Annotated in this window: 17 protein-coding genes and 1 riboswitch; of the genes, 6 read left to right on the top strand and 11 right to left on the bottom strand. The window is 72.7% G+C overall.

What is annotated here, in order from left to right; all coding sequences use genetic code 11:
- Positions 1-216 precede the first annotated feature (216 nt).
- Entirely contained in the window at positions 217-1,452 is a 1,236-nt protein-coding gene (gene mycP / locus AB0K03_RS17610) for a type VII secretion-associated serine protease mycosin (protein WP_364685623.1), read from the bottom strand.
- Between the two features lie 169 nt (positions 1,453-1,621).
- Positions 1,622-1,693: riboswitch (cobalamin riboswitch) on the top strand.
- A gap of 60 nt (positions 1,694-1,753) precedes the next feature.
- Here mycP and AB0K03_RS17605 point away from each other — a divergent pair.
- The 5 genes from AB0K03_RS17605 to AB0K03_RS17585 all read left to right on the top strand — a co-directional run bounded on the left by AB0K03_RS17605 (position 1,754) and on the right by AB0K03_RS17585 (position 5,996).
- The gene (locus AB0K03_RS17605) at positions 1,754-1,957 is read left to right on the top strand and encodes a CbtB domain-containing protein (protein ID WP_199509469.1); all 204 of its coding nucleotides are present in this window, start codon (positions 1,754-1,756) and stop codon (positions 1,955-1,957) included.
- The gene (locus AB0K03_RS17600; RefSeq protein WP_364685620.1) at positions 1,948-2,739 is read left to right on the top strand and encodes a CbtA family protein; all 792 of its coding nucleotides are present in this window, start codon (positions 1,948-1,950) and stop codon (positions 2,737-2,739) included. Before AB0K03_RS17605 ends, AB0K03_RS17600 begins: the two co-directional genes overlap by 10 nt.
- Entirely contained in the window at positions 2,736-3,287 is a 552-nt protein-coding gene (locus tag AB0K03_RS17595) for a histidine phosphatase family protein (protein ID WP_364685617.1), read from the top strand. Before AB0K03_RS17600 ends, AB0K03_RS17595 begins: the two co-directional genes overlap by 4 nt.
- Positions 3,288-3,621: 334 nt before the next feature.
- Positions 3,622-4,866, top strand: coding sequence for a serine/threonine protein kinase (locus tag AB0K03_RS17590; RefSeq protein ID WP_364685614.1), 1,245 nt, complete (start codon positions 3,622-3,624; stop codon positions 4,864-4,866).
- Positions 4,867-5,657: 791 nt separating this feature from the next.
- Positions 5,658-5,996 carry an RNA polymerase-binding protein RbpA gene (locus tag AB0K03_RS17585; RefSeq protein WP_015622005.1) on the top strand — a complete coding sequence of 113 codons (339 nt, stop codon included), beginning with the start codon at positions 5,658-5,660 and terminating at the stop codon, positions 5,994-5,996.
- A gap of 422 nt (positions 5,997-6,418) precedes the next feature.
- Here AB0K03_RS17585 and AB0K03_RS17580 read toward each other — a convergent pair whose 3' ends face one another.
- From AB0K03_RS17580 to AB0K03_RS17540, 9 genes are all read right to left on the bottom strand, one after another.
- Entirely contained in the window at positions 6,419-6,934 is a 516-nt protein-coding gene (locus tag AB0K03_RS17580; RefSeq protein ID WP_364685611.1) for an FxsA family protein, read from the bottom strand.
- 357 nt (positions 6,935-7,291) lie between these two features.
- Positions 7,292-8,101: a polyprenol monophosphomannose synthase gene (locus tag AB0K03_RS17575; protein WP_364685608.1), complete on the bottom strand. Its 810-nt coding sequence runs from the start codon at positions 8,099-8,101 to the stop codon at positions 7,292-7,294.
- A complete protein-coding gene (gene lnt, locus AB0K03_RS17570) occupies positions 8,098-9,714 on the bottom strand; it encodes an apolipoprotein N-acyltransferase (protein WP_364686125.1) in 1,617 nt (538 codons plus the stop codon). The genes AB0K03_RS17575 and lnt overlap by 4 nt, the downstream gene beginning before the upstream one ends.
- Before the next feature lie 594 nt (positions 9,715-10,308).
- The gene (locus AB0K03_RS17565; protein ID WP_364685605.1) at positions 10,309-11,574 is read right to left on the bottom strand and encodes a glutamate mutase L; all 1,266 of its coding nucleotides are present in this window, start codon (positions 11,572-11,574) and stop codon (positions 10,309-10,311) included.
- Positions 11,571-11,936 (bottom strand): hotdog domain-containing protein, encoded by a 366-nt coding sequence (locus tag AB0K03_RS17560; protein WP_364685602.1) that lies wholly within the window; start codon positions 11,934-11,936, stop codon positions 11,571-11,573. The genes AB0K03_RS17565 and AB0K03_RS17560 overlap by 4 nt, the downstream gene beginning before the upstream one ends.
- A complete protein-coding gene (locus AB0K03_RS17555; protein ID WP_364685599.1) occupies positions 11,933-12,667 on the bottom strand; it encodes an OAM dimerization domain-containing protein in 735 nt (244 codons plus the stop codon). Before AB0K03_RS17555 ends, AB0K03_RS17560 begins: the two co-directional genes overlap by 4 nt.
- A gap of 85 nt (positions 12,668-12,752) precedes the next feature.
- Entirely contained in the window at positions 12,753-14,303 is a 1,551-nt protein-coding gene (locus tag AB0K03_RS17550; protein ID WP_364685596.1) for a lysine 5,6-aminomutase subunit alpha, read from the bottom strand.
- A gap of 1 nt (position 14,304) precedes the next feature.
- Positions 14,305-15,846, bottom strand: a complete 1,542-nt coding sequence (locus AB0K03_RS17545; RefSeq protein WP_364685593.1) for an amidohydrolase family protein — start codon at positions 15,844-15,846, stop codon at positions 14,305-14,307.
- A 5-nt stretch (positions 15,847-15,851) separates the two neighbouring features.
- On the bottom strand, positions 15,852-16,889 hold the full coding sequence (locus tag AB0K03_RS17540; RefSeq protein WP_364685590.1) for an L-erythro-3,5-diaminohexanoate dehydrogenase: 1,038 nt from the start codon (positions 16,887-16,889) through the stop codon (positions 15,852-15,854).
- Between the two features lie 131 nt (positions 16,890-17,020).
- Between AB0K03_RS17540 and AB0K03_RS17535 the strand changes: the two genes are divergently transcribed.
- Positions 17,021-18,394: a lysine 2,3-aminomutase gene (locus AB0K03_RS17535; RefSeq protein WP_364685587.1), complete on the top strand. Its 1,374-nt coding sequence runs from the start codon at positions 17,021-17,023 to the stop codon at positions 18,392-18,394.
- Positions 18,395-18,446: 52 nt separating this feature from the next.
- On the opposite strand, the gene AB0K03_RS17530 is transcribed toward AB0K03_RS17535, so the two are convergent.
- Positions 18,447-18,638 (bottom strand): CsbD family protein, encoded by a 192-nt coding sequence (locus tag AB0K03_RS17530; protein ID WP_364685584.1) that lies wholly within the window; start codon positions 18,636-18,638, stop codon positions 18,447-18,449.
- Between the last annotated feature and the right edge of the window lie 18 nt (positions 18,639-18,656).

Genomic DNA, 18,656 nt, shown 5'->3' with positions numbered 1-18,656 from the left:
GCGCGGTTGCCTGCGTCCAGACCCGCACTGCTCACCGGGTGATCGCCGTCGCGGTGGTCCTCCTGGTTCAGCCGCCGCGCCAGTTCACCCGCCGGGCCGCCGCTGGTTGCCGCCGGGCCTGGTGCCCTACGCCCGGCCCGACCGCCGTTCCGGGCACGTGGCAGCCGGTCGGCTGGACCAGCCGTCAGCCGGATCAGCTGTCAGCAGTGTCAGCCGTCAGCTGTCAGCAGTGTCAGCCGGCGCCGCCGGTGTTGCCGGGCGCCAGCCGCGGCGGCGGCCGTGGCGTATCGCCGCGGCCAGCAGCACGACCAGCACCACCACCCCCGCCCCGACCGCCGCGACGATCAGGGACATGTCCTGGGCTTCGGCGCGGCGGGCCGCGAGGGCCACGGCGGCCGGGTTCTCGGTGTGCATCACCATCGGCGGGGGCGCCGCCGGGCTCTCCGGGCCGAGCGTCTCGGTGAGGGCGCGGTACGGGTTGACGATGCCGTAGCCGTATTCAGGGCTGTGCGCACCTCCCGGAGCGGGATCGGTGGTGGCCAGGATGCGCCGAATGACCTGGGCCGGGGTCAGGGATGGGAACCGCTGCCTGACCAGCGCGGCGGTCGCGGCGACGTACGGCGTGGCATAGCTCGTGCCGCTGCCGCTGGTGTGCCCGGCGCGGCGGGCGGCGAACGTGACGTCGACACCGGGAGCCATCACATCGACGTACTTGCCGTGCTGGCTGAAGTCGCCGCGCACGCCGTCGACATTGATGGCGCCGACGCCGATCACGTCGTCGAACGCCGCCGGGAACGGTTTCCGGTTGGCGCCGTCCGGGCCGCCGTCGTTGCCGACCGCGGCGACGATGACGACGCCGCGGCTGACGGCGCGGGCGACGGCGGAGCGGACCTGGTCGTTCTCCTGGGTCATGACCAGCGACATGTTGATGACGTCCGCGTTGCCGCCGGTCGGGCTGGCCGCCCAGTCGATGGCCTGGGCGAACGTCGCGGGGCTGGTCTGCTCGCCGCTGGGGGCGCTTCCGGCCGTGTCGATCTGCTCGCTGACGCGCACGGGGACGATCGTGGCGCCGGGGGCGAGCCCTTGCAGGCCCGAGCCCTGCAGGTGGCGGGCGGCGATGATGCTGGCCACCGCGGTGCCGTGCCCGACGCAGTCCTGCCGCCCGTCGGCATTGCCGTGCAGGAAGTCGCTGCCGCGCGCGACCTGCCCGCGTAGCTGCGGGTGGGTGTCGTCCACACCGGAGTCGAGCACGGCCACGCGCACGCCCGCGCCGGTCGCGAAGGGCGCCAGCCGCTCGGGCGCGAACATCTGAGTCTCGTACGGCGTCGCGGCGCTCACCTTGGCCACGCCGGGCTGCTGGGGGCACGCGTACGCCTTGGCCTGCGCCGGAGCGGCCGGCAGCACCGCCGTGACCGCCACGGCGACGACGATCGACGCCTTGCTGAACATCATCCTGAACCCCCGTACAACGACCGGGTTGGATGCTACCGAGCCGCCGCCGGGGCGGGTGACCCCGAGCCATGATCGCCATGACCTTGTCAGGATCGGTGTGAGCTGGGCCGCGATTGACCGGCTCGCGGGCCCCCGGCTAGGTTGTGGGAACCATCTGCGGCGTCGTGAGGGAAACCGGTGGAAATCCGGTGCGGTCGCGCCACTGTGAACGGATCCGTCCAGGGTCCGTGAGTCAGGACGCTCACACGTCGCAGGCCTGTCGATACGGGACGCGTCATCCCGCAAGGAGGTCTGATCCGTTATGCCCAAGGTCCAGGCGGTTCGCCCGGTCAACCCGCCCGCCGTGTCCGCTCGTGTGCTGTGGACGGCTGCCGCCGTCGTGGTGGGGCTGCTGCTCCTCGCCTACCTGGTGGCCTTCGACCAGGGTGCGGTGTCGCGCAGCGGCATGTACCTGCACGAGCTGATGCACGACGGCCGCCACCTGCTCGGCGTCCCGTGTCACTGACGGCGCAGCGCTCCGCGCCGACGTACGGCGCCCTCCTGCTGCGGGGCCTGCTCGCGGGCCTCATCGCCGGGCTGCTCGCCGGCGGTTTCGCGTACGCGTTCGGTGAGCGGACGGTGGACGCGGCGATCGCCATCGAGGAGGCCGCCGCGCACGCGGACGGTGCCACGGCCGGCGACGACCACCACGGTGAGGACGCACTGGTGTCCCGCGAGGGGCAGAAAGGCGGCCTGATCCTGGCCACGGCGCTGTACGGCGTCGCGATGGGCGGGCTGCTCGCGACGGCGTACGCGTTGCTGCGCCGCCGCCTGCGCACCCGCGACGACACCCGGGCGTCGCTCGGCCTGGCTGCCGCGGCGCTGCTGGGCCTGGTGCTCGTGCCGTTCGTGAAGTACCCGCCGAACCCGCCGGCGGTCGGCGACCCGGCCACGATCAACCAGCGCACGATCAGCTACGTGTCCATCGTGGTGATCGGGCTGGTCGCGGTGTGGGCCTCGGTCGTGGCAGCGCGGTCGTTGCGCGCCGGCACTCAGGAATGGTTGCGGGCCGCCGGGGGCGCGGGCGCGTTCCTCCTCGTGGTCACGGTCGGCTACGTGCTGCTGCCGTCGATCGACGAGGTGCCGGACACGTTCCCGCCGAGCCTGCTGTGGGATTTCCGGATCAGCTCGCTGGGCACCCAGGTCACGTTGTGGGTGGGACTGGCGCTGGCGTTCACGGCCCTGTTGTCCCGGCTGACCGCACGCTCGGCTACGGCGCGCGGGGAAACGGAGCCAGTGGCGGTGTGAGCGGTCTGCGGCTGCTGGCCTGCGCCCCGACGGCGGCACTGCGGGGCGCACGGTTCGGCGGTGACGACGACATCGACGAGGGCGGCCTGCGGGCCGCCCTCGCGCTGTCCCCGTTCGCCCGCGGCGACCGGTGGGTCTGCGCGCCGTCGCGCGCGGCCCGCGAGACCGCGCAGGCCCTCGGCCATTCCGCGGCCGTGGAGCAGCAGCTGGCCGACCCCGACACCGGGCGCTGGGACGGGCTCACCCTGGACGAGGCGGCCGCCGCGGATCCCGCAGGCCTGCAGGAGTGGCTCACCGACCCGCGGGCGGCGCCGCACGGCGGCGAGTCGCTGGCACAGGTCCGCGAACGCGTCGGCGAGTGGCTGGACCAGGTGGCCCGCCAACGGCTCGTCGCGGTCGCCCACCCGATCGTCGTACGGGCGGCGCTGGTGCACGCCCTCACCCTGCCGGACGAGGCGGTGTGGAGCCTGGAGGTCGCGCCGCTGTCGCTGACCCGGCTCACGTACCGGTCGGGCCGCTGGCGCCTGCACTTCCCCGCCGCGGGCTGACCGCGTTCGCCGAGATCGTCCGCCGGCGGGCGTCCTGACAGCCGAGCATCTGGCGACCGGCGCGGGCCCACATGGTGATGCGGAGGCAGGACCGATGGCACCAGGCAGTCGCTGAGCGCGCCTCTCCGCGCCGCCGCTGAGTGCGCCTCTCCGCTGCGGTCGCGATGTGTGCGGTGCCGCTGCCGGTCGGGCAACGTGCCGCATGGTTGCCGATCGCAGGGCGCGGGCCGCTGACTGCCGAACGATCCGCCCCGCCCCGGGCTCGGAGTGGGTGACGGCGCATGCGGCGCGGTTGCCGGAAAGTGTCGGTGGGTGCCGTTAGGGTCTGGTCGCGATGGCACACGACGATGCTTCCCCGACTTCGCGGCCGGTCCAGCCGCGTACCGTTCTGACGGTCACCGTCCCGGACCAGCCGGACCATCACGACCCGGCCGAGCGGCATGGCGAGGCGGCCTACGCCGAGCCGGCGCCGGAGACGCGGCCGTGCGCGCACTGCGGGCGTCCCGTTCCGCAGCGGGCTTCCGCCGGGCGGCCGTTCCGCTACTGCCGGGACAACGACGGCGAGTGCCAGCGCGCGTCGCGCAACGTGCGGATGCGGCACCGGTCGTCGCCGGGTCTCGCCGGGCAGGTGGCGCGGACGTGGGAGGTCGTCGACCGTCTCGATCAGCTGGTCGGCACGCTGAGCGAGGCCCTGCACGCGGAGATGTCCCCGGCGGGCGTGGAACGCCAGGTGGCCGAGGTGCGCGCCGAGACGTCGCGGCAGATCGCCGCCGCGCACACGGAACGCGACGAGGCACGCCGGGAGGCCGACCGGGCTGCGGAGGCCGCCGGCGCCGCCGTGCAGGAGGCGGTGGTCGCGCGCGCCGAGCGGGACGACGCTCTGCAGGCCGCGGACACGGCGCGGCGCCTGGCCGAGACGGCGGCGGCGGATGCACGGCAGGCGGCCGCGGCCCGCGATGAGGCCCAGGCCGCGGCGAGCGCGGCCGCCGCCCTGCGGACGCAGGCCGAGACCGATCGCGACGCTGCCCGCCGGGAGACCGACGAGCTGCGGCGCGAGCTGGACGCGGCCCGCCGGGAGACCGATTCGGTACGCCGTGAGCTCGGCGCCGCCCGGCACGACGCCGACACCCGTGCCCGCGAGCTCGAGCAGGCTCTGGCCGAGCTGCGTACGGCCCGGGCCGAGCGGGACACCGCCCGCGCGGAACGGGACACGGTTCACGACGAGCTCGGCGCCGCGCACGCCGATCGGGACGCGGCGCGCGCCGAGGTGCAACGCGTGGCCGAGGAGGCTGCCGCCGTGCGAGCCGAGCTGACCCGGGAGAAGGCGGAGACGGAGTCGTTGCGGCGTACCGTCGACGACGCCCGCGCCACCGCCGACCGGGACCGCGCCGCGGTGTCCCGGGCAGCCGACGAGGCCGCGGCCGCGCGTCAGGCGGCCGAGCGCGACGCCGAGGATCTGCGCCGGCGGCTCGAGACGGCCCGCGCCGACGCCGACGCCGCGCACTCGCGCGTGGCCCAGCTGTCGGCGCAGGTCAGCGACCTCGCCTCGGCGCTGGCGGCGCTGGGATCGGCCCGGTGAGCGCCATGTGACCCCGAGCCGACGAAGATTCGTCGCCGGGACGACCGGGTGATCCACGAGCGGCGAGCTTGAAGGGTCGGCGCCTTCCGTCGTCAGGGCGACCGGGTGATCTACCAGCGGCGAGCTTGAAGGGTCGGCACCTTCCGTCGTCAGGGCGACCGCGTGATCTACCAGCGGCGCGCGTGGGGGCACCGGATTGGTCCGCGGCCGAAACAGCCCACCTCCACCGCGCCCGGCACTGATCACCCGCCGGCTCGCACGAGGGCCAGCCACCGCGGCGGCGCCGGCGGCCGGGCGGGCGGTCGAAGGCTTCGTCGAGCAGGGGGCGCCCCACGACGGTGACGGCCAGCGTGCTCCCCCAGGACCGGGCAGCGGCGCCAGCGGCACGCGGGCGGTCCTCGATCGCCCGGCGGAGGCCGGCCGGATGATGAGCGATCGGGCGGCCGGTTACGGGACGGGTGAGCGGCGAACGCCGGCGCCACGATGGGGGCGGGAGTCGCGGTACGGTTGGCTCAAGTTTCTCCGGTGGTGGACGATGGGCGAGGAGACGGTACGGCCGTCGGGTAGCTTTACGGTCGAGTGACCGGGATCGCACTATCCGTAGATCGCTCAATCTCCCGTAAAGTGGACCAAGGTCCACTTCAGGACGGGCCTGACACGGCCGATGGGGGCCCTGCCGGTTACGCTCGAAGCGTTAACACCGTCGACACACGGCGGTCGCCAGGAATCTCGCGACCGTCCCTTTCGTTACACCAACGGAAGCAGCACCACGAGCGAGGGGAAGGCCGATCATGGGCGAACGCATGCTGCGCGGCAGCCGACTTGGCGCAGTCAGCTACGAGTCCGACCGCAACACGGAGCTGGCGCCCCGGCAGACCCGCGAGTACCTGTGCGTGAAGGGTCACCAGTTCGAGGTGCCGTTCGCCGTCGATGCCGAGGTGCCGATCACCTGGGAATGCAAGTTCGACGGCAGCGTCGCGCGACTGGTCGACGGCAACGAGCCGGAGCAGAAGAAGGCGAAGCCGCCGCGTACGCACTGGGACATGCTGCTGGAGCGCCGGTCGATCTCGGAGCTTGAGGACATCCTCAACGAGCGGCTCCAGGAAGTCCGGACCCGCCGGGGTCGCTGACCCGCGGCACACTCGATCGCCGTTCCGCCGACAAGGTGGGGCGGCGATTTTGTTGTGCCCGGCGCCGACGCAAGGGGCAGGACAAGCGCGTCAGCCCTGGCAGCAGCACCGCGCAGGAGACGCTGCGTGACCGGGCTCCGTTCGGCGATTCCCGTGGGGCGGCTGGCGTTCAGCCAGGGCGACAAGCCGCGGCCGGGAGCGTCCGGGGCGAGGAGAGACACGCCAGACCCGGCCGGATGCGTACGGAAGATCAACGCCCGGCTCGCGCCGGGCGTTTCACATCGGGTGGGGTGGACGTTCGCGCAGGGAAGACCAGCGGACGATGCCGGCGGTCCTGGTGATCTCGTCCGTGGCCGCGGGCGGGCACCGCACCGAACGGCGGCGACACCCGCGGAGCACGCGACGGGGCCGGGTGGGGAAGGTCAGCGGACGATGTCGCCCTCGACGACCTCGCCGGAGATGATTTCGCCGGCCGGGGCGCGGGGTGCCGGGGCGGGGTCGTCGACCGGGTCGGATTGGTGGACACGGACGTGCCGGGGGCCGAACAGGTCACCGGCGACCGCTGCCGACAGGCGGCGTTCCGCGGCTCGTTCGACGCCGCGGCGGGCCAGGTAGCGGCCCGGCGGGATGATCAGTGCCAGGCCGGTGACCGCGGTGATGAAGCCGGGCATGGCCAGCAGCAGCGCGCCGAGCAGGCCGATCAGGGAGTTGCTGACCTGGGCGCCGGGCGGGCGGCCGGCCTCGGCGGCGGCGCGGAAGGCGCGCCAGCCGCGGATGCCTTCGCGGCGCAGCAGGGCCAGGCCGGCGACGCTGGACGCGGCGATGAGCAGCACCGCCCAGCCGGCGCCGATGGCGTGGGCGACCGCGGCGAACACCGCGATCTCGGCCGCCGCGAGCAGCAGCAGCGCCACGGGGAGCAGGGGCAGGACCCGACGCATTCTCATCACCCTCCCGGGTGTCACACCGACCGTTCCAGCATGACACGCCGGTGCTGAGCGAAACCTGTGCGCCCGTGGGAGCCGGCCAGAGCCCGGCTGCAACCGTGGCGTCGCCTCCGCGGCCGGGCGAGGTCCTGACCGGGAAGCCGGGGTGAACCCGCGGACGCCGGAAAAGCGTCCACGCCGGGAAGCCGGGGTGAATCCGTGGACGCTGGAAAAGGGTCCACGGCGGGAAGCCGGCGTGAACCCGCGGACGCCGCAAGAGCGTCCGGGCCGGAGGCCGCCGTGGGACCGCTGCAGCGAGGCAAGACCGGCCGGAGGCGGCAAAGGCACGGGCCGGGGCCGCGCCGCCGGCCGTCAGGGCCAGGTCGAGGGCTGCTTCGGCTTGCGGCCGAGCTTGTCGAGCAGCGCGTCGCGGCGGGCGGCCGCTCCCCACGCGGTGACGCGCAGCAGCTGCTCCTTGAAGATGTTGCCGCTCATCTTGCTGACGCCGTGCTCGCGTTCGGTGAACGTGATGGGCACCTCGGCCATGCGGAAACCGTGCCGGTACGTGCGCCAGGCCAGCTCGACCTGGAACGAGTAGCCCTGCGACGCCACCGTCGACACGTCGATCGCGTCGAGGACCGGCATGCGGTACGCGCGGTAGCCGCCCGTGGCGTCCTTGAACGGCATGCCCAGCGCCATGCGGATGTAGATGTTGCCGCCGCGGGAGAGCAGCAGCCGGTGCATGGGCCAGTTGTGCACGCTGCCGCCGGGGATGTACCGGGTGCCGAGCACGGCGTCGGTGTCGCGCAGCGCGTCGAGCAGCTTCGGCAGTTCTTCCGGGGCGTGCGAGCCGTCGGCGTCCATCTCCACGACGGCGTCGTAGCCCTTGTCCTTGGCCCAGGCGAACCCGGCGACGTACGCGGCGCCGAGGCCTTCCTTGCCGGCGCGGTGCAGCACGAACACGTGGTCATCGGCGGCGGAGATCTCGTCGGCGATGGCGCCGGTGCCGTCGGGCGAGTTGTCGTCGGCGACGAGGATGTCGACCTGCGGCACGGCCTTGCGTACCCGGGCGGTGATCAGTCGGACGTTCTCGGCCTCGTTGTAGGTCGGGATGACCACGAGCACGCGGCCGACCCCCGGGTATCCCTCCGAGCCCGTCGTCGTCGGATCTGCCTCGCTCACCGTTCCTCCGTCGTTGCTTCTGTGGCGGCCGTACCGCCCCTGCGCCGCCGCCGCAGCGGGGCCGCCGCGGCCAGGGCCAGCACAGCCAGCGCGACCGCTGCGATCTCCGGCCAATGTCCCAGACGAGTCGCCAGCGTACGCGGTCCGCCCACGCGCATGTCATGCAGGACCACAGCGTCCACATTGAAGCCGGTCGCACCGTGCACCGAGCCGTCGGCGGCGGCGAACGCGGACACCCCGACGGTGGAGACCATCACGGCTTCCCGGCCGTGCTCGACCGCGCGCAGCTGCACCATCGCGAGCTGCTGACGGGCCTCCGCCTCGTTGAAGGTGGCGTTGTTCGTCTGCACGGCGAGGATCTGCGCCCCGCCGGTGACAGTGTCGCGCACGATGCCGTCGTACGCGACCTCGAAGCAGATCACGTCGCCGATGGTCGCCGCCGGGGTACGCACGACGCCCGGGTGGTCCCCGGCGACCATGTTCTGCACGAGGTCCACTTTGTCGGACACGGCCCGCGCGATCGGACGCAGCGGCATGTACTCGGCGAACGGGACGGGGTGGCGTTTCACGTACACCTGGTCCAGGTCGGGTCCTGTGACCGGCATCCACAGGATGCCGGCGTTGCGGATCTCGCCGGGGGTGTCACCGCGCAGCACCGCGCCGACCAGGATGGGCACGCCGATCGCGTTCGCCGCGCCGGCGATCTGCTGGGCGGCGTCCTGGTTGCGCAGCGGGTCGATGTCGCTGGAGTTCTCCGGCCAGATCACCAGCTCCGGCTTGGGCCGGGCGCCCTGGCGCACCTGTTCGGCGAGCGCCTCGGTGGCGCGTACGTGGTTGAGCAGCACCGCGGCGCGCTGCGCGTTGAAGTCCAGCCCGAGGCGCGGCACGTTGCCCTGCACGATCGCGACCGTCCGGGTCTGCTGCGCCGGGTGCGCGGTCGGCACGAACGCCGGGCCGATCACGATCACCGCCGCGGCCAGCGCGAAACCGGCTGCCGGCAGCCGGGTGCGGGGCCGCCAGGTGCGCCAGGCCAGCGCGACCAGCGCACCACCGGCGGCCGCCGCGGCGAACGTCACCAGCGGCGCCCCGCCGAGCACGGCCAGCCGCAGCGCCGGCGCGTCGCCCTGGCTGAACGCCAGCCGCCCCCACGGGAACCCGCCGAACGGTGCCCGGTCACGCAGCGCCTCCTGCGTCACCCACAGCAGGCCCACCAACGGCGGCCACAGCGCCCGCACCCGGTCGATGAGCGGCGCCAGCCACGCCGAGGCCAGCCCCAGCAGGCCCAGGTAGGCGGCCTGCGCGAACGACAGCAGCATCCACGGCAGCCACCCGGCCGCGATGCGCGTCCAGTCCAGCAGGGGCACGAACAGCACCAGCCCGGCCAGCACCCCGACGCCCAGCCCGCCACGCAGCCGCCGCCGGTGCGTCGCCGCGGCCAGCAGCGCCACGGACACCGGCGCCAGCCACCACAACCCGTACGGCGGGAACGCCAGCAGCAGCCCGGCGCCCGAGGCCAGGCCGAGCAGCACCGACGCCCACAGCGGCAGGGGCTTCGGTGTGGCCGGGGCGGCCCCGCCGGCGCCCGCCGGCGCCGGGGTCGGCTGAAGCGTCAACAAATCCACCCGCGGAAGGCTACCTGGCACGGGTCACGAACCTGTCGCGCCCGCCCGCGGCCTGTGGAAAACCCCGCGAGCAGCGCAAACAGCGGGCCCGGAAGAGACTGACGGGCGCCGCGCGGGAACAGGGACATGCGCAAGCAGAGGGGGCCGGCGCGGACGAGGAGCGGGCCCGGCCGCGGAGAAGGGAATCGGGGCGCGGCCTGCAGGCCGCGCCCCGATCGCACTTCCACGATCCGCTCCGGGCCGGTGCGCCAGGTGGATGTCGCGGGACCTTCGGACCGACGCGCCGCGGGCTGGCTGCTCGCGTCGTGCCGTTGTCTACTGGCCTCGTTCCACCCCTGGCCTCACCGGAAGGTGTGACCGGTCCGCGCCGCTCCGCCGACCCCCACCCCCTGGACCTGGCGTACGCGCGCGCGGTTCGGGTTCTGCCGCGCGTGGCCAGTGGGCGAAGGAACGAAGCGAACAACAGTCACTTCCCGGAACAGGACCCGTCGACGGTACGCCGCACCCCCGGAGGCCTGTCAACCGGCGTCCCCGTCCCCGGGCGTGTCGCATTCCTCGGCGTGTCTCCCACCCGGCCCCCAGGGGTCACAGGCTGTTCACCAACGCCGCCGCCGCATCCGGATGATCTTCGGCGAGCAGGCCGGCCGCGGCCAGCACATACTCGGTGTCGATCACCCGGCGCGCGGCGCGCGGGAGGACCCAGCCGCCCGCCGTGTCGCCCAGCACCGCGTCCAGCACCGCATCCCCGCCGCCGTGGCGCAGCACCCCGCCCGAGCCCACCACGAGCCGCACGTCGCGCAGGTCGCGGCCGCCGGTACGCGGCTGTCCCGGTCCGGGCGAGTGTCCCCGGGCATGCCGGCGTACCGCGATCGCCGCCGCAGCGCACGCCAAGGCCCGGTCCGTCCCCGCGTTGAACGGCCGGCCGGCCGCGATGTCCGGCGCCGGGAGCTTCTCCGCCGAAGCGGCCGCGACCACGCCGGGCGCGCCGACGCCCACGCCCAGGTCCCCTTCGACCGTCCGCGACCGCCAGAGCGTGCCCGCCACGTCGGCCTGCGGGCCGTGCGTCAACTCCGCGTCCGGCACCAGCGCCGAGTACACGTCGGTGGTGGCCCCGCCGACGTCGACCACGAGCACCCCCGCGGCGGTCACGTCGGCCAGCACCGACACCCCGGCCAGCACCGCATCGGGCGTCGCACAGCGCACCAGCGACGCGAACCTCGTACCCCGCGACAGCTTCTTGCCGCCGATCACGTGGTGCAGGAACACCTCGCGGATCGCCGCGCGCGCCGGCCCCGGCTCCAGCACCCCGATGCGGGGCAGCACGTTCGCCGTCACCGTGACCGGCACACCGCGCCCGGACAGCACCCGGCCGGCGTCCGGGGCGGCCGCCGCGTTGCCCGCCACCACCACCGGCACCCGCATCCGCGAGGTCGCCAGCCGGCCCGCGTTGTGCCGCAACGTCTCCTCGTCGCCGCCGTCGGTGCCACCGACCAGCAGGATCACGTCCGGCCGGGCCGCGCGCAGCGCCGCCACCGCCCGCCCGTCCAGGGGCCCCGCGGCCACGTGCACCACCCGCGCCCCGGCCGACAAACCGACCCGGTGCCCCGCCTCCGCCGTCACCAGCGCCTCGTACCCGACGACCGCCAGGCGCAGGCCGCCGCCGGCCGACGAGCACACGTACAGCGCGTCTCCGCCGCCGACGGCGCCGACCGCCTCGTCCACGCCCGCCAGGACGTCGGAGCCGGCCGTCGTCGGCACCTCCGAGCGCGCCAGCAGCCGGCCCGAGGCGAGATCAACCCCGCAGGCCTTCGTGTACGTGGACCCGACGTCGACGCAGACAGCCGTGCTCAAGACTTCGGCGGGACGACGACGGTGCCCGTGGCGGTCACCGCGACGATCGGCTCGTCGAGCACCCGCGCCGCGGAACCACCCGCGCCCCGGCACACCACCGTCGAGGTGAACGCGATCCTGCGTGAGCGCGTACCCATCTTCACGACCGTGGCCGTCACCTCGAGCACGTCGCCGGCCTGCACGGGCGCCTTGAACTGCACGTCGTCGTACGAGGCGAACAGCCCCTCGTCGCCGTCCAGCTGAATGCACACGTCCGTCGCGACATCACCGAACAGCCCCAACGAGTACGCCCCGTCGACCAGGTTGCCGGCGTAGTGGGCGTGAGAATAGGGGACGTAACGACGGTGGGTCACAGTGATCACTTCGCAGCTCCGATCAGGGCGTGGACGAGATAGGAGGCGACTTCGCGCGGGGTCGTACCGCGCCCGAAGATCCGGTCGACGCCCAGCTCGGCGGTCATCAGCTCGTCGAACCGCGGCCCGCCGACGATCAGCAGCGGCCGCTTGCCCGCCGGCATCGCCTCCCGGAACGCCGCCGACATCGCCCGCGTGTTGTGCAGATGCGCGTCGCGCTGCGTCACCACCTGCGACACCAGCACCGCGTCGGCCTTCTGCGCCCGCGCCGTCTCCACCAGATCCGGCACCGACACCTGCGCGCCCATGTTCGTCACCGCGAGCTCCCGGTAGTACTCCAGGCCCTTCTCCCCCGCGATGCCCTTGACGTTGAGGATCGCGTCGATACCCACGGTGTGCGCGTCCGTGCCGATGCACGCCCCGACCACGCTCAGCCGCCGCCGCAGCCGCCGCTTGATCACCGCGTTGATCTCCTTGGCGCTCAGCAGCGGGAAGTCACGCTCCACCACCTGCACCTTGTCGGTGTCCACCAGATGGTTCACCCGGCCGTACACGACGAAGAAGGTGAACCCGTCGCCCATCGGCTTGGCGTGCACCAGCAGCGCCGGGTCCATGCCCATCTTGTTCGCCAGCTGCACCGCCGCGCCCTCGGCACGTTTGTCGTGCGCCAGCGGCAGCGTGAACGACACCTGCACCATGCCGTCACCGGTGGTGTCCCCGTACGGACGCACGATCGTCACGCTGAACCCTCCTTCGGCATGCCCTCCTGGCCCTCACCGTCACGGCCGTCTCCGGCCGCCGGCCGGAGAAGTTCGGTGCAGTCGGTCATGCCAGGACCTCCGTCACCGGGTTGAAGTAGTCAGCCGCGTGCCGGGCGACGCCGTCGAGGCCCTTGCCCCGGTCCGCCGGCCGCTTCATGATCCCGAACGTGCCGTCGGCGATCGCCTCCAGCAACGTGTCGTCCACGATGCGCTCCAGCAACTCCACGGCCTCACCCAGCACCTCGTGCGCCCGCGACTGGATGAACCCGCCCGGCGCCGGCACGAAATCCTCGTGCAGGTTCCCCGCCCCGTTGAGCACGTACCGCACGTTCTGCAAAGCGATGTCGCGGTCCGACAACCACGGCGTCACCACCGCCTCGGTCATCATCCCCACCAGCAGGATCCCCTGCCCGGTCAGCGCACCCACCAGATTGAAGAACCCGTCCAGCAGGTTGCCCCGGAACACGTCGCCGGTCATGTGCTTCGTCGGCGGCATCCACTTCAACGGCGCGTCCGGGAACAACTCCCGCGCCAGCAACGCATGCGCCAGCTCCAGCCGGAACGACTCCGGCACCTCCGGATTGATCTCGAACGCGTGCCCCAGCCCCAGCTGCCAGTCCGCCAGCCCCGCCTCATGCGCGAAGAACTCGTTCAGCAGCTGCGACACCGTCACCGTGTGCGCCGCCTCGACCGCGTCCGCCGTCGTCAGATAGTTGTCCTCACCCGTGTTGATGATGATCCCGGCACGGGCGTGCACCTGCCGCGAGAACCGCTGATCCACGAACGTGCGGATCGGGTTGATGTCCCGGAACAAGATCCCGTACATCGAGTCGTTGAGCATCATGTCGAGCCGCTCCAGACCCGCCATCACCGCCATCTCCGGCATGCACAACCCCGACGCGTAGTTCGTCAGCCGCACATACCGGCCCAGCTCCCGCGACGTCTCGTCCAGCGCCGCCCGCATCAGCCGGAAATTCTCCTGCGTCGCGTACGTGCCCGCGAACCCCTCCCGCGTCGCACCCTCCGGCACGTAATCCAGCAGCGACTGCCCCGTCGACCGGATCACCGCGATGACGTCCGCGCCGGCCCGCGCCGCCGCCTGCGCCTGCGGGATGTCCTCGTAGATGTCCCCGGTCGCCACGATCAGATAGATCCACGGCCGCCGCGGCGCATCCCCGTACCGTTTGACCAGCCGCTCCCGCTCCACCCGGCGCCGGTCCACGACCTTCAGGCCCGCCGTGGCCGCCCTCCTCGCGGCCCGCCGGGCCGCAGTCACCTCGGCCTTCTTCTCCGGTACGCCGAAACGCACCGCACCCGCCGCAGCCTTCTGCGCCAGCACCGTCACATCGTCCAGGCCCTCACGCCGCAACGCGTCGAACACCGGCACCGCCACCCCGTGCGACAACCCCACATCGGCGACCACCGCGTCCACCAGCCGGTTCACCCACGGAATCCCGTCGGAGTCCGCCCCGCGCACCCCCGCCAGGCGCAGCACCGCCCGCTCCACCGACACGGTCGTGTGCGACCGCGCCAGATCCACGACCGGCTGCCCCGCCCGCGCGGCGAGCTCCCTCGCCCGCCGCACGACCGTCGGGTCCAGACCCAGCTTCTGCACGTCACTCCTCGTAGATCGTCTCGCCGGACAACACCGTCCGGCGGCACACCGGCCGCGCCGGCACCGCACCGTCCACGCCCGCCAGCAACGCCGGCAGGCCACCCTCCAGACCGCCCGGGGTGTCCCACACCGCGAACGTCGCCTGCGCACCCGGCGCCAGCACCCCCGCGTCGTCCACCCCCGCCGCCCGCCAACCACCCCGCGTCGACGCCCCGAACGCCGAGCGCACACTCATCCGGAACACCGGATTACGCGGCGCCGCCGCGGCCACCACCGCCGCCCACGGATCCAGCGGCGTCACCGGCGAATCCGACCCGAACGCCAACGGCACCCCCGTCGCGTACATCGCACCCACCGGGTTCGACGCCAAAGCCCGCTGCACACCCAGACGCTGCGCGTACATCCGGTCCTCGCCACCCCACAGCGCGTCGAACACCGGCTGCACGCTGGCCACCACGCCGAACTCGACCATCCGCGCGATCATCGCCTTGTCCGCCAGCTCCACGTGCTCGATGCGGTGCCGGCCCGCCCGGACCCGATCCACCCCCACGGCCCTCGCCGCGATCGCGAACCCCTCCAGCACAGCTTCGATCGCCGCGTCGCCGATCGCATGGAAACCGCCCTGAACCCCCTCCTCGATGCACTCGAGCAGGTGCGCCCCCGCCTCCTCGGCCGACACGAACGCCTCACCACACCCCGGGCCGTCCACGTACGGCGACCGCACCGACGCCGTCCGCGACCCCAGCGCCCCGTCCGCATACAGATCCCCCGCCGCGCCCACCGCACCCAGCTCCTTCGCCCGCCGAGCACCGCCGAGCTCACCCCAGTAGCCGAACACCCGCGGCAGACCCTGCCCCGACAACGCCAGCACCGACAGGAAATCCGCCTCGCTCGACGTACCCGGACCCGCGCACTCGTGCACCGCGGCCACCCCACGCGACGCCGCCAGCCGCAACGCCGACCGCTGCGCCTGCGTGCGCTGCTCCGGCGTCAAAGAACCCAGCGCCACCGCACGCACCGCATGATGCGCCTGCTCCCGCACCCACCCCGACGCGTCATACCCCGGCACCGCCTCCACACCCGGGCACGCCGCCAGCAACGACCGCGACGCCAGCGCCGAATGCACCGACGCCTGCGACAGATACACCCGCCGGCCCCCGGCCGCGCGCTCCAACACCTCGGCGTCCGGCGGCGTCTGCTGCACCCACGTCGACTCGTCCCACCCGTGCCCGTGCACCACCGCACCCGGCCCGCGCGTCGCCGCGAACGCGGCAACCGCCTCCACCAGCTCACCCGCCGAGCGCACCCCGGACAGATCCAGCCCGTCCGCCGCCAGACCCGTGTCCGTGGCATGCAGATGCGCGTCCACGAACGCCGGCGCCACCAGCGCACCGTCCAGCTCCACCACGGCATCCGCCGCCGGCGCGTCCTCCGCCGCACCCAGCCACCCGATCCGGCCGTCACGCACCAGCATCGCCGTGGCCCGCGGCTCCGCCGCCGAATAGAACCGACCGTGGGTGTACAGCACCGTGTGGAAAGTCATGACCGTCAGTCTGCCGAAACCCGCGCCTCGAACAACGCCCGCACGCCAGGAGTGCGCCGCACCACATCCAGCGCGAACTCCGCATGCCCCGGCACGTACCCGTTACCCACCAGCATCGTCACGTCCGCCGCCAGCCCCTCCGCGCCCAGCGCCGCCGCGGAGAAACTCGTCGCCATCGAGAAGAAGATCACCGTGCCGCCGTCCGCGGTCGACAGGATCGCCCCGTGCTCACAACCCGGCACATCCACACACACCACCGTCACCGTCGCCGGCGCCCCCAACGCCCCGGTCACAGCCGACGACACCGCCACCGGATCCCGCGCATCCGCCACCGCGACGTGATCGGCCAGACCCGCCGACATCAGCGTGTCGCGCTCAGCCTCCGACACCACCACCGCAGCCGTACGCGCACCCGCCAGCCGCGCCGCCGTCAACGCCAGCGACCCGCTCTTGCCCGCACCGCCCAGCACCGCCACCGACACCGGCTGGCCCGCGTCCACGTACTCACGCACCACCCGATCCGTCAGAGCCGGCGCCCCGCACACGTCGAACACCGCCAACGCCAGCTCCGGCGCCAGATCATCCGGCAGCACCGCCACCACCGACCGGCCGAACAGAATCGCGTGCCCCGACGCCGGCACCTGCTCACCGAGGCCGTCCCAGCCCGCCAGCCCGTCGTCGATCACCAGCGGCGTCAACGTCAGCGACACCAGCGTCGCCACCCGGTCACCCACCTTCACCGGCAACGGCGACTCCGGCCCGACCTCCTCGACCACCCCGATGAGCATCCCGCCCGACCCGGTGACCGGATTGTGCATCTTCCCCCGCGTACGGATGATCTCCAGCACCTCGGAGCGCACCGCGGCGCCGTCGCCACCGTGCTTGCCCGCCAGCTGCCGGAAACTCGCCGCATCCAGGTTCAGCCGCTCCACGCGCACCCGCACCTCGTCGGGCCCCACCTCCGCACGCGCATCCAACCGCCAAGCCGCCTGCGGCAACACACCCACCGGCTCCAGCACCCGAGACAGCCCCACCGACGCCACGCCCACCATCCTCACGAGAAACAGCCTGTCCGACCGCCGACACACCGTAAATCCTCCGGACCGACGGTTTCTACACCGCAGATTCTCCAGTATCGTCGGAAACGATCAACCCCCAACCCCAGGAGGCACCGTTGACTCCCAGCGACGCCGGCACCCCGACCACCGCCGGACAGCCGTACGAGTACCAGCGCCGCCCCCTGACCGAACCCGACTGGACCCGCTTCCCCGGCTGGCGCGACGTCACCACCCAGCAGTGGGAATCCGCCCAATGGCAGCGCGTCAACTGCATCAAGAACATCAAGCAACTCCGCGCCGTCATGGGCGACCTGCTCGACGACCGCTTCTACGACGACCTCGCCACCGACCAGCAGCGCCTGGCGACCATGTCGATGCTCATCCCGCCGCAGATGCTCAACACGATGGTCCCGGCCGAGACGCCCACCACCGACAGCTTCTACGCCGACCCCATCCGCAACTACATGCTGCCCGTGGCCACCGACCGCCACCTCGACTGGCCGTCACACCCCCACGCCACCCGCGACAGCCTGCACGAACACGACATGTGGGTCGCCGAAGGCCTCACCCACCGCTACCCCACCAAGGTCCTCGCCGAACTGCTCAGCACCTGCCCGCAATACTGCGGCCACTGCACCCGCATGGACCTCGTCGGCAACAGCACCCCCACCGTCGACAAGCTCAAACTCACCCTCAAGCCCGTCGACCGCTACGACGCCCACCTCGCCTACCTCAAGGCCCACCCCGGCGTCCGCGACGTGGTCGTCTCCGGCGGCGACGTCGCCAACGTCCCCTGGAAACAACTCGAGACCTACCTCATGGGGCTGCTCTCCGTCCCCACCGTGCGCGACATCCGCCTCGCCACCAAAGCCCTCATGGGCCTGCCCCAGCACTGGCTCCAGCCCGACGTCGTCGAAGGCCTCAACCGCGTCGCCATCACCGCCGAACGCCGCGGCGTCAACCTCGCCGTGCACACCCACGTCAACCACGTCAACTCGCTGACGCCCCTGGTCGCCCGCGCCGCCCGGACGCTGCTCGAAATCGGCGTCCGCGACGTCCGCAACCAGGGCGTGCTCATGCGCGGCGTCAACGCCACCGCCAAGGACCTGCTCGACCTCTGCTTCGGGCTGCAGGGCGAGGCCGGCATCCTGCCGTACTACTTCTACATGTGCGACATGATCCCCAACGCCGAGCACTGGCGCGTCCCCGTCTGGTACGCCCAGCAGCTGCAGCACGACCTGATGGGCTACCTGCCCGGCTACGCCACCCCGCGGATCGTGTGCGACGTGCCCTTCGTCGGCAAGCGCTGGGTCCACATGGTCGCCGAGTACGACCGCGAGCACGGCATCTCCTACTGGACCAAGAACTACCGCACCTCGATCGAACGCGAAGACCCCGAAGCCCTCAGCAAGCTGTACGCGTACTACGACCCGATCGACACGCTCCCCGAGTCCGGCCAGAACTGGTGGAGCAAGCAAACAGCCGAATGACGTGAAAGAGCCCCGGGCTTACGGCCCGGGGCTCTTTCACGTCTGGGGAAGATCAGCTGAACGCGTCGCGCACGTCGCGGCCCGCGTCCTTCACGTGCTCGCCGGCCTGCTTCGTACGGGCCGCGGTCTCCTGCGCCTGGCCCTCGGCGATGAGCCGCTCGTTGTCCGTGGCGTCGCCGATGCCCTGCTTCGCCTTGCCGGTCATTTCCTCGGCCTTGTTCTTGACCTTGTCCGTGAAGCTCATCGTCAACTCCTCAACGAC

This window comes from Actinoplanes sp. NPDC049316 (genome assembly GCF_040677315.1).
Lineage (GTDB): Bacteria > Actinomycetota > Actinomycetes > Mycobacteriales > Micromonosporaceae > Actinoplanes.
This window is presented reverse-complemented; position numbering and strand designations above follow the sequence as displayed.

Coding starts and splice junctions, on each gene's coding strand:
- AB0K03_RS17545 (WP_364685593.1), bottom strand. CDS start 15,846: ATGACTTTCCACACGGTGCTGTACACCCACGGTCGGTTCTATTCGGCG.
- AB0K03_RS17580 (WP_364685611.1), bottom strand. CDS start 6,934: ATGCGTCGGGTCCTGCCCCTGCTCCCCGTGGCGCTGCTGCTGCTCGCG.
- AB0K03_RS17590 (WP_364685614.1), top strand. CDS start 3,622: ATGGCACACGACGATGCTTCCCCGACTTCGCGGCCGGTCCAGCCGCGT.
- AB0K03_RS17605 (WP_199509469.1), top strand. CDS start 1,754: ATGCCCAAGGTCCAGGCGGTTCGCCCGGTCAACCCGCCCGCCGTGTCC.
- mycP (WP_364685623.1), bottom strand. CDS start 1,452: ATGATGTTCAGCAAGGCGTCGATCGTCGTCGCCGTGGCGGTCACGGCG.
- AB0K03_RS17585 (WP_015622005.1), top strand. CDS start 5,658: ATGGGCGAACGCATGCTGCGCGGCAGCCGACTTGGCGCAGTCAGCTAC.
- AB0K03_RS17530 (WP_364685584.1), bottom strand. CDS start 18,638: ATGAGCTTCACGGACAAGGTCAAGAACAAGGCCGAGGAAATGACCGGC.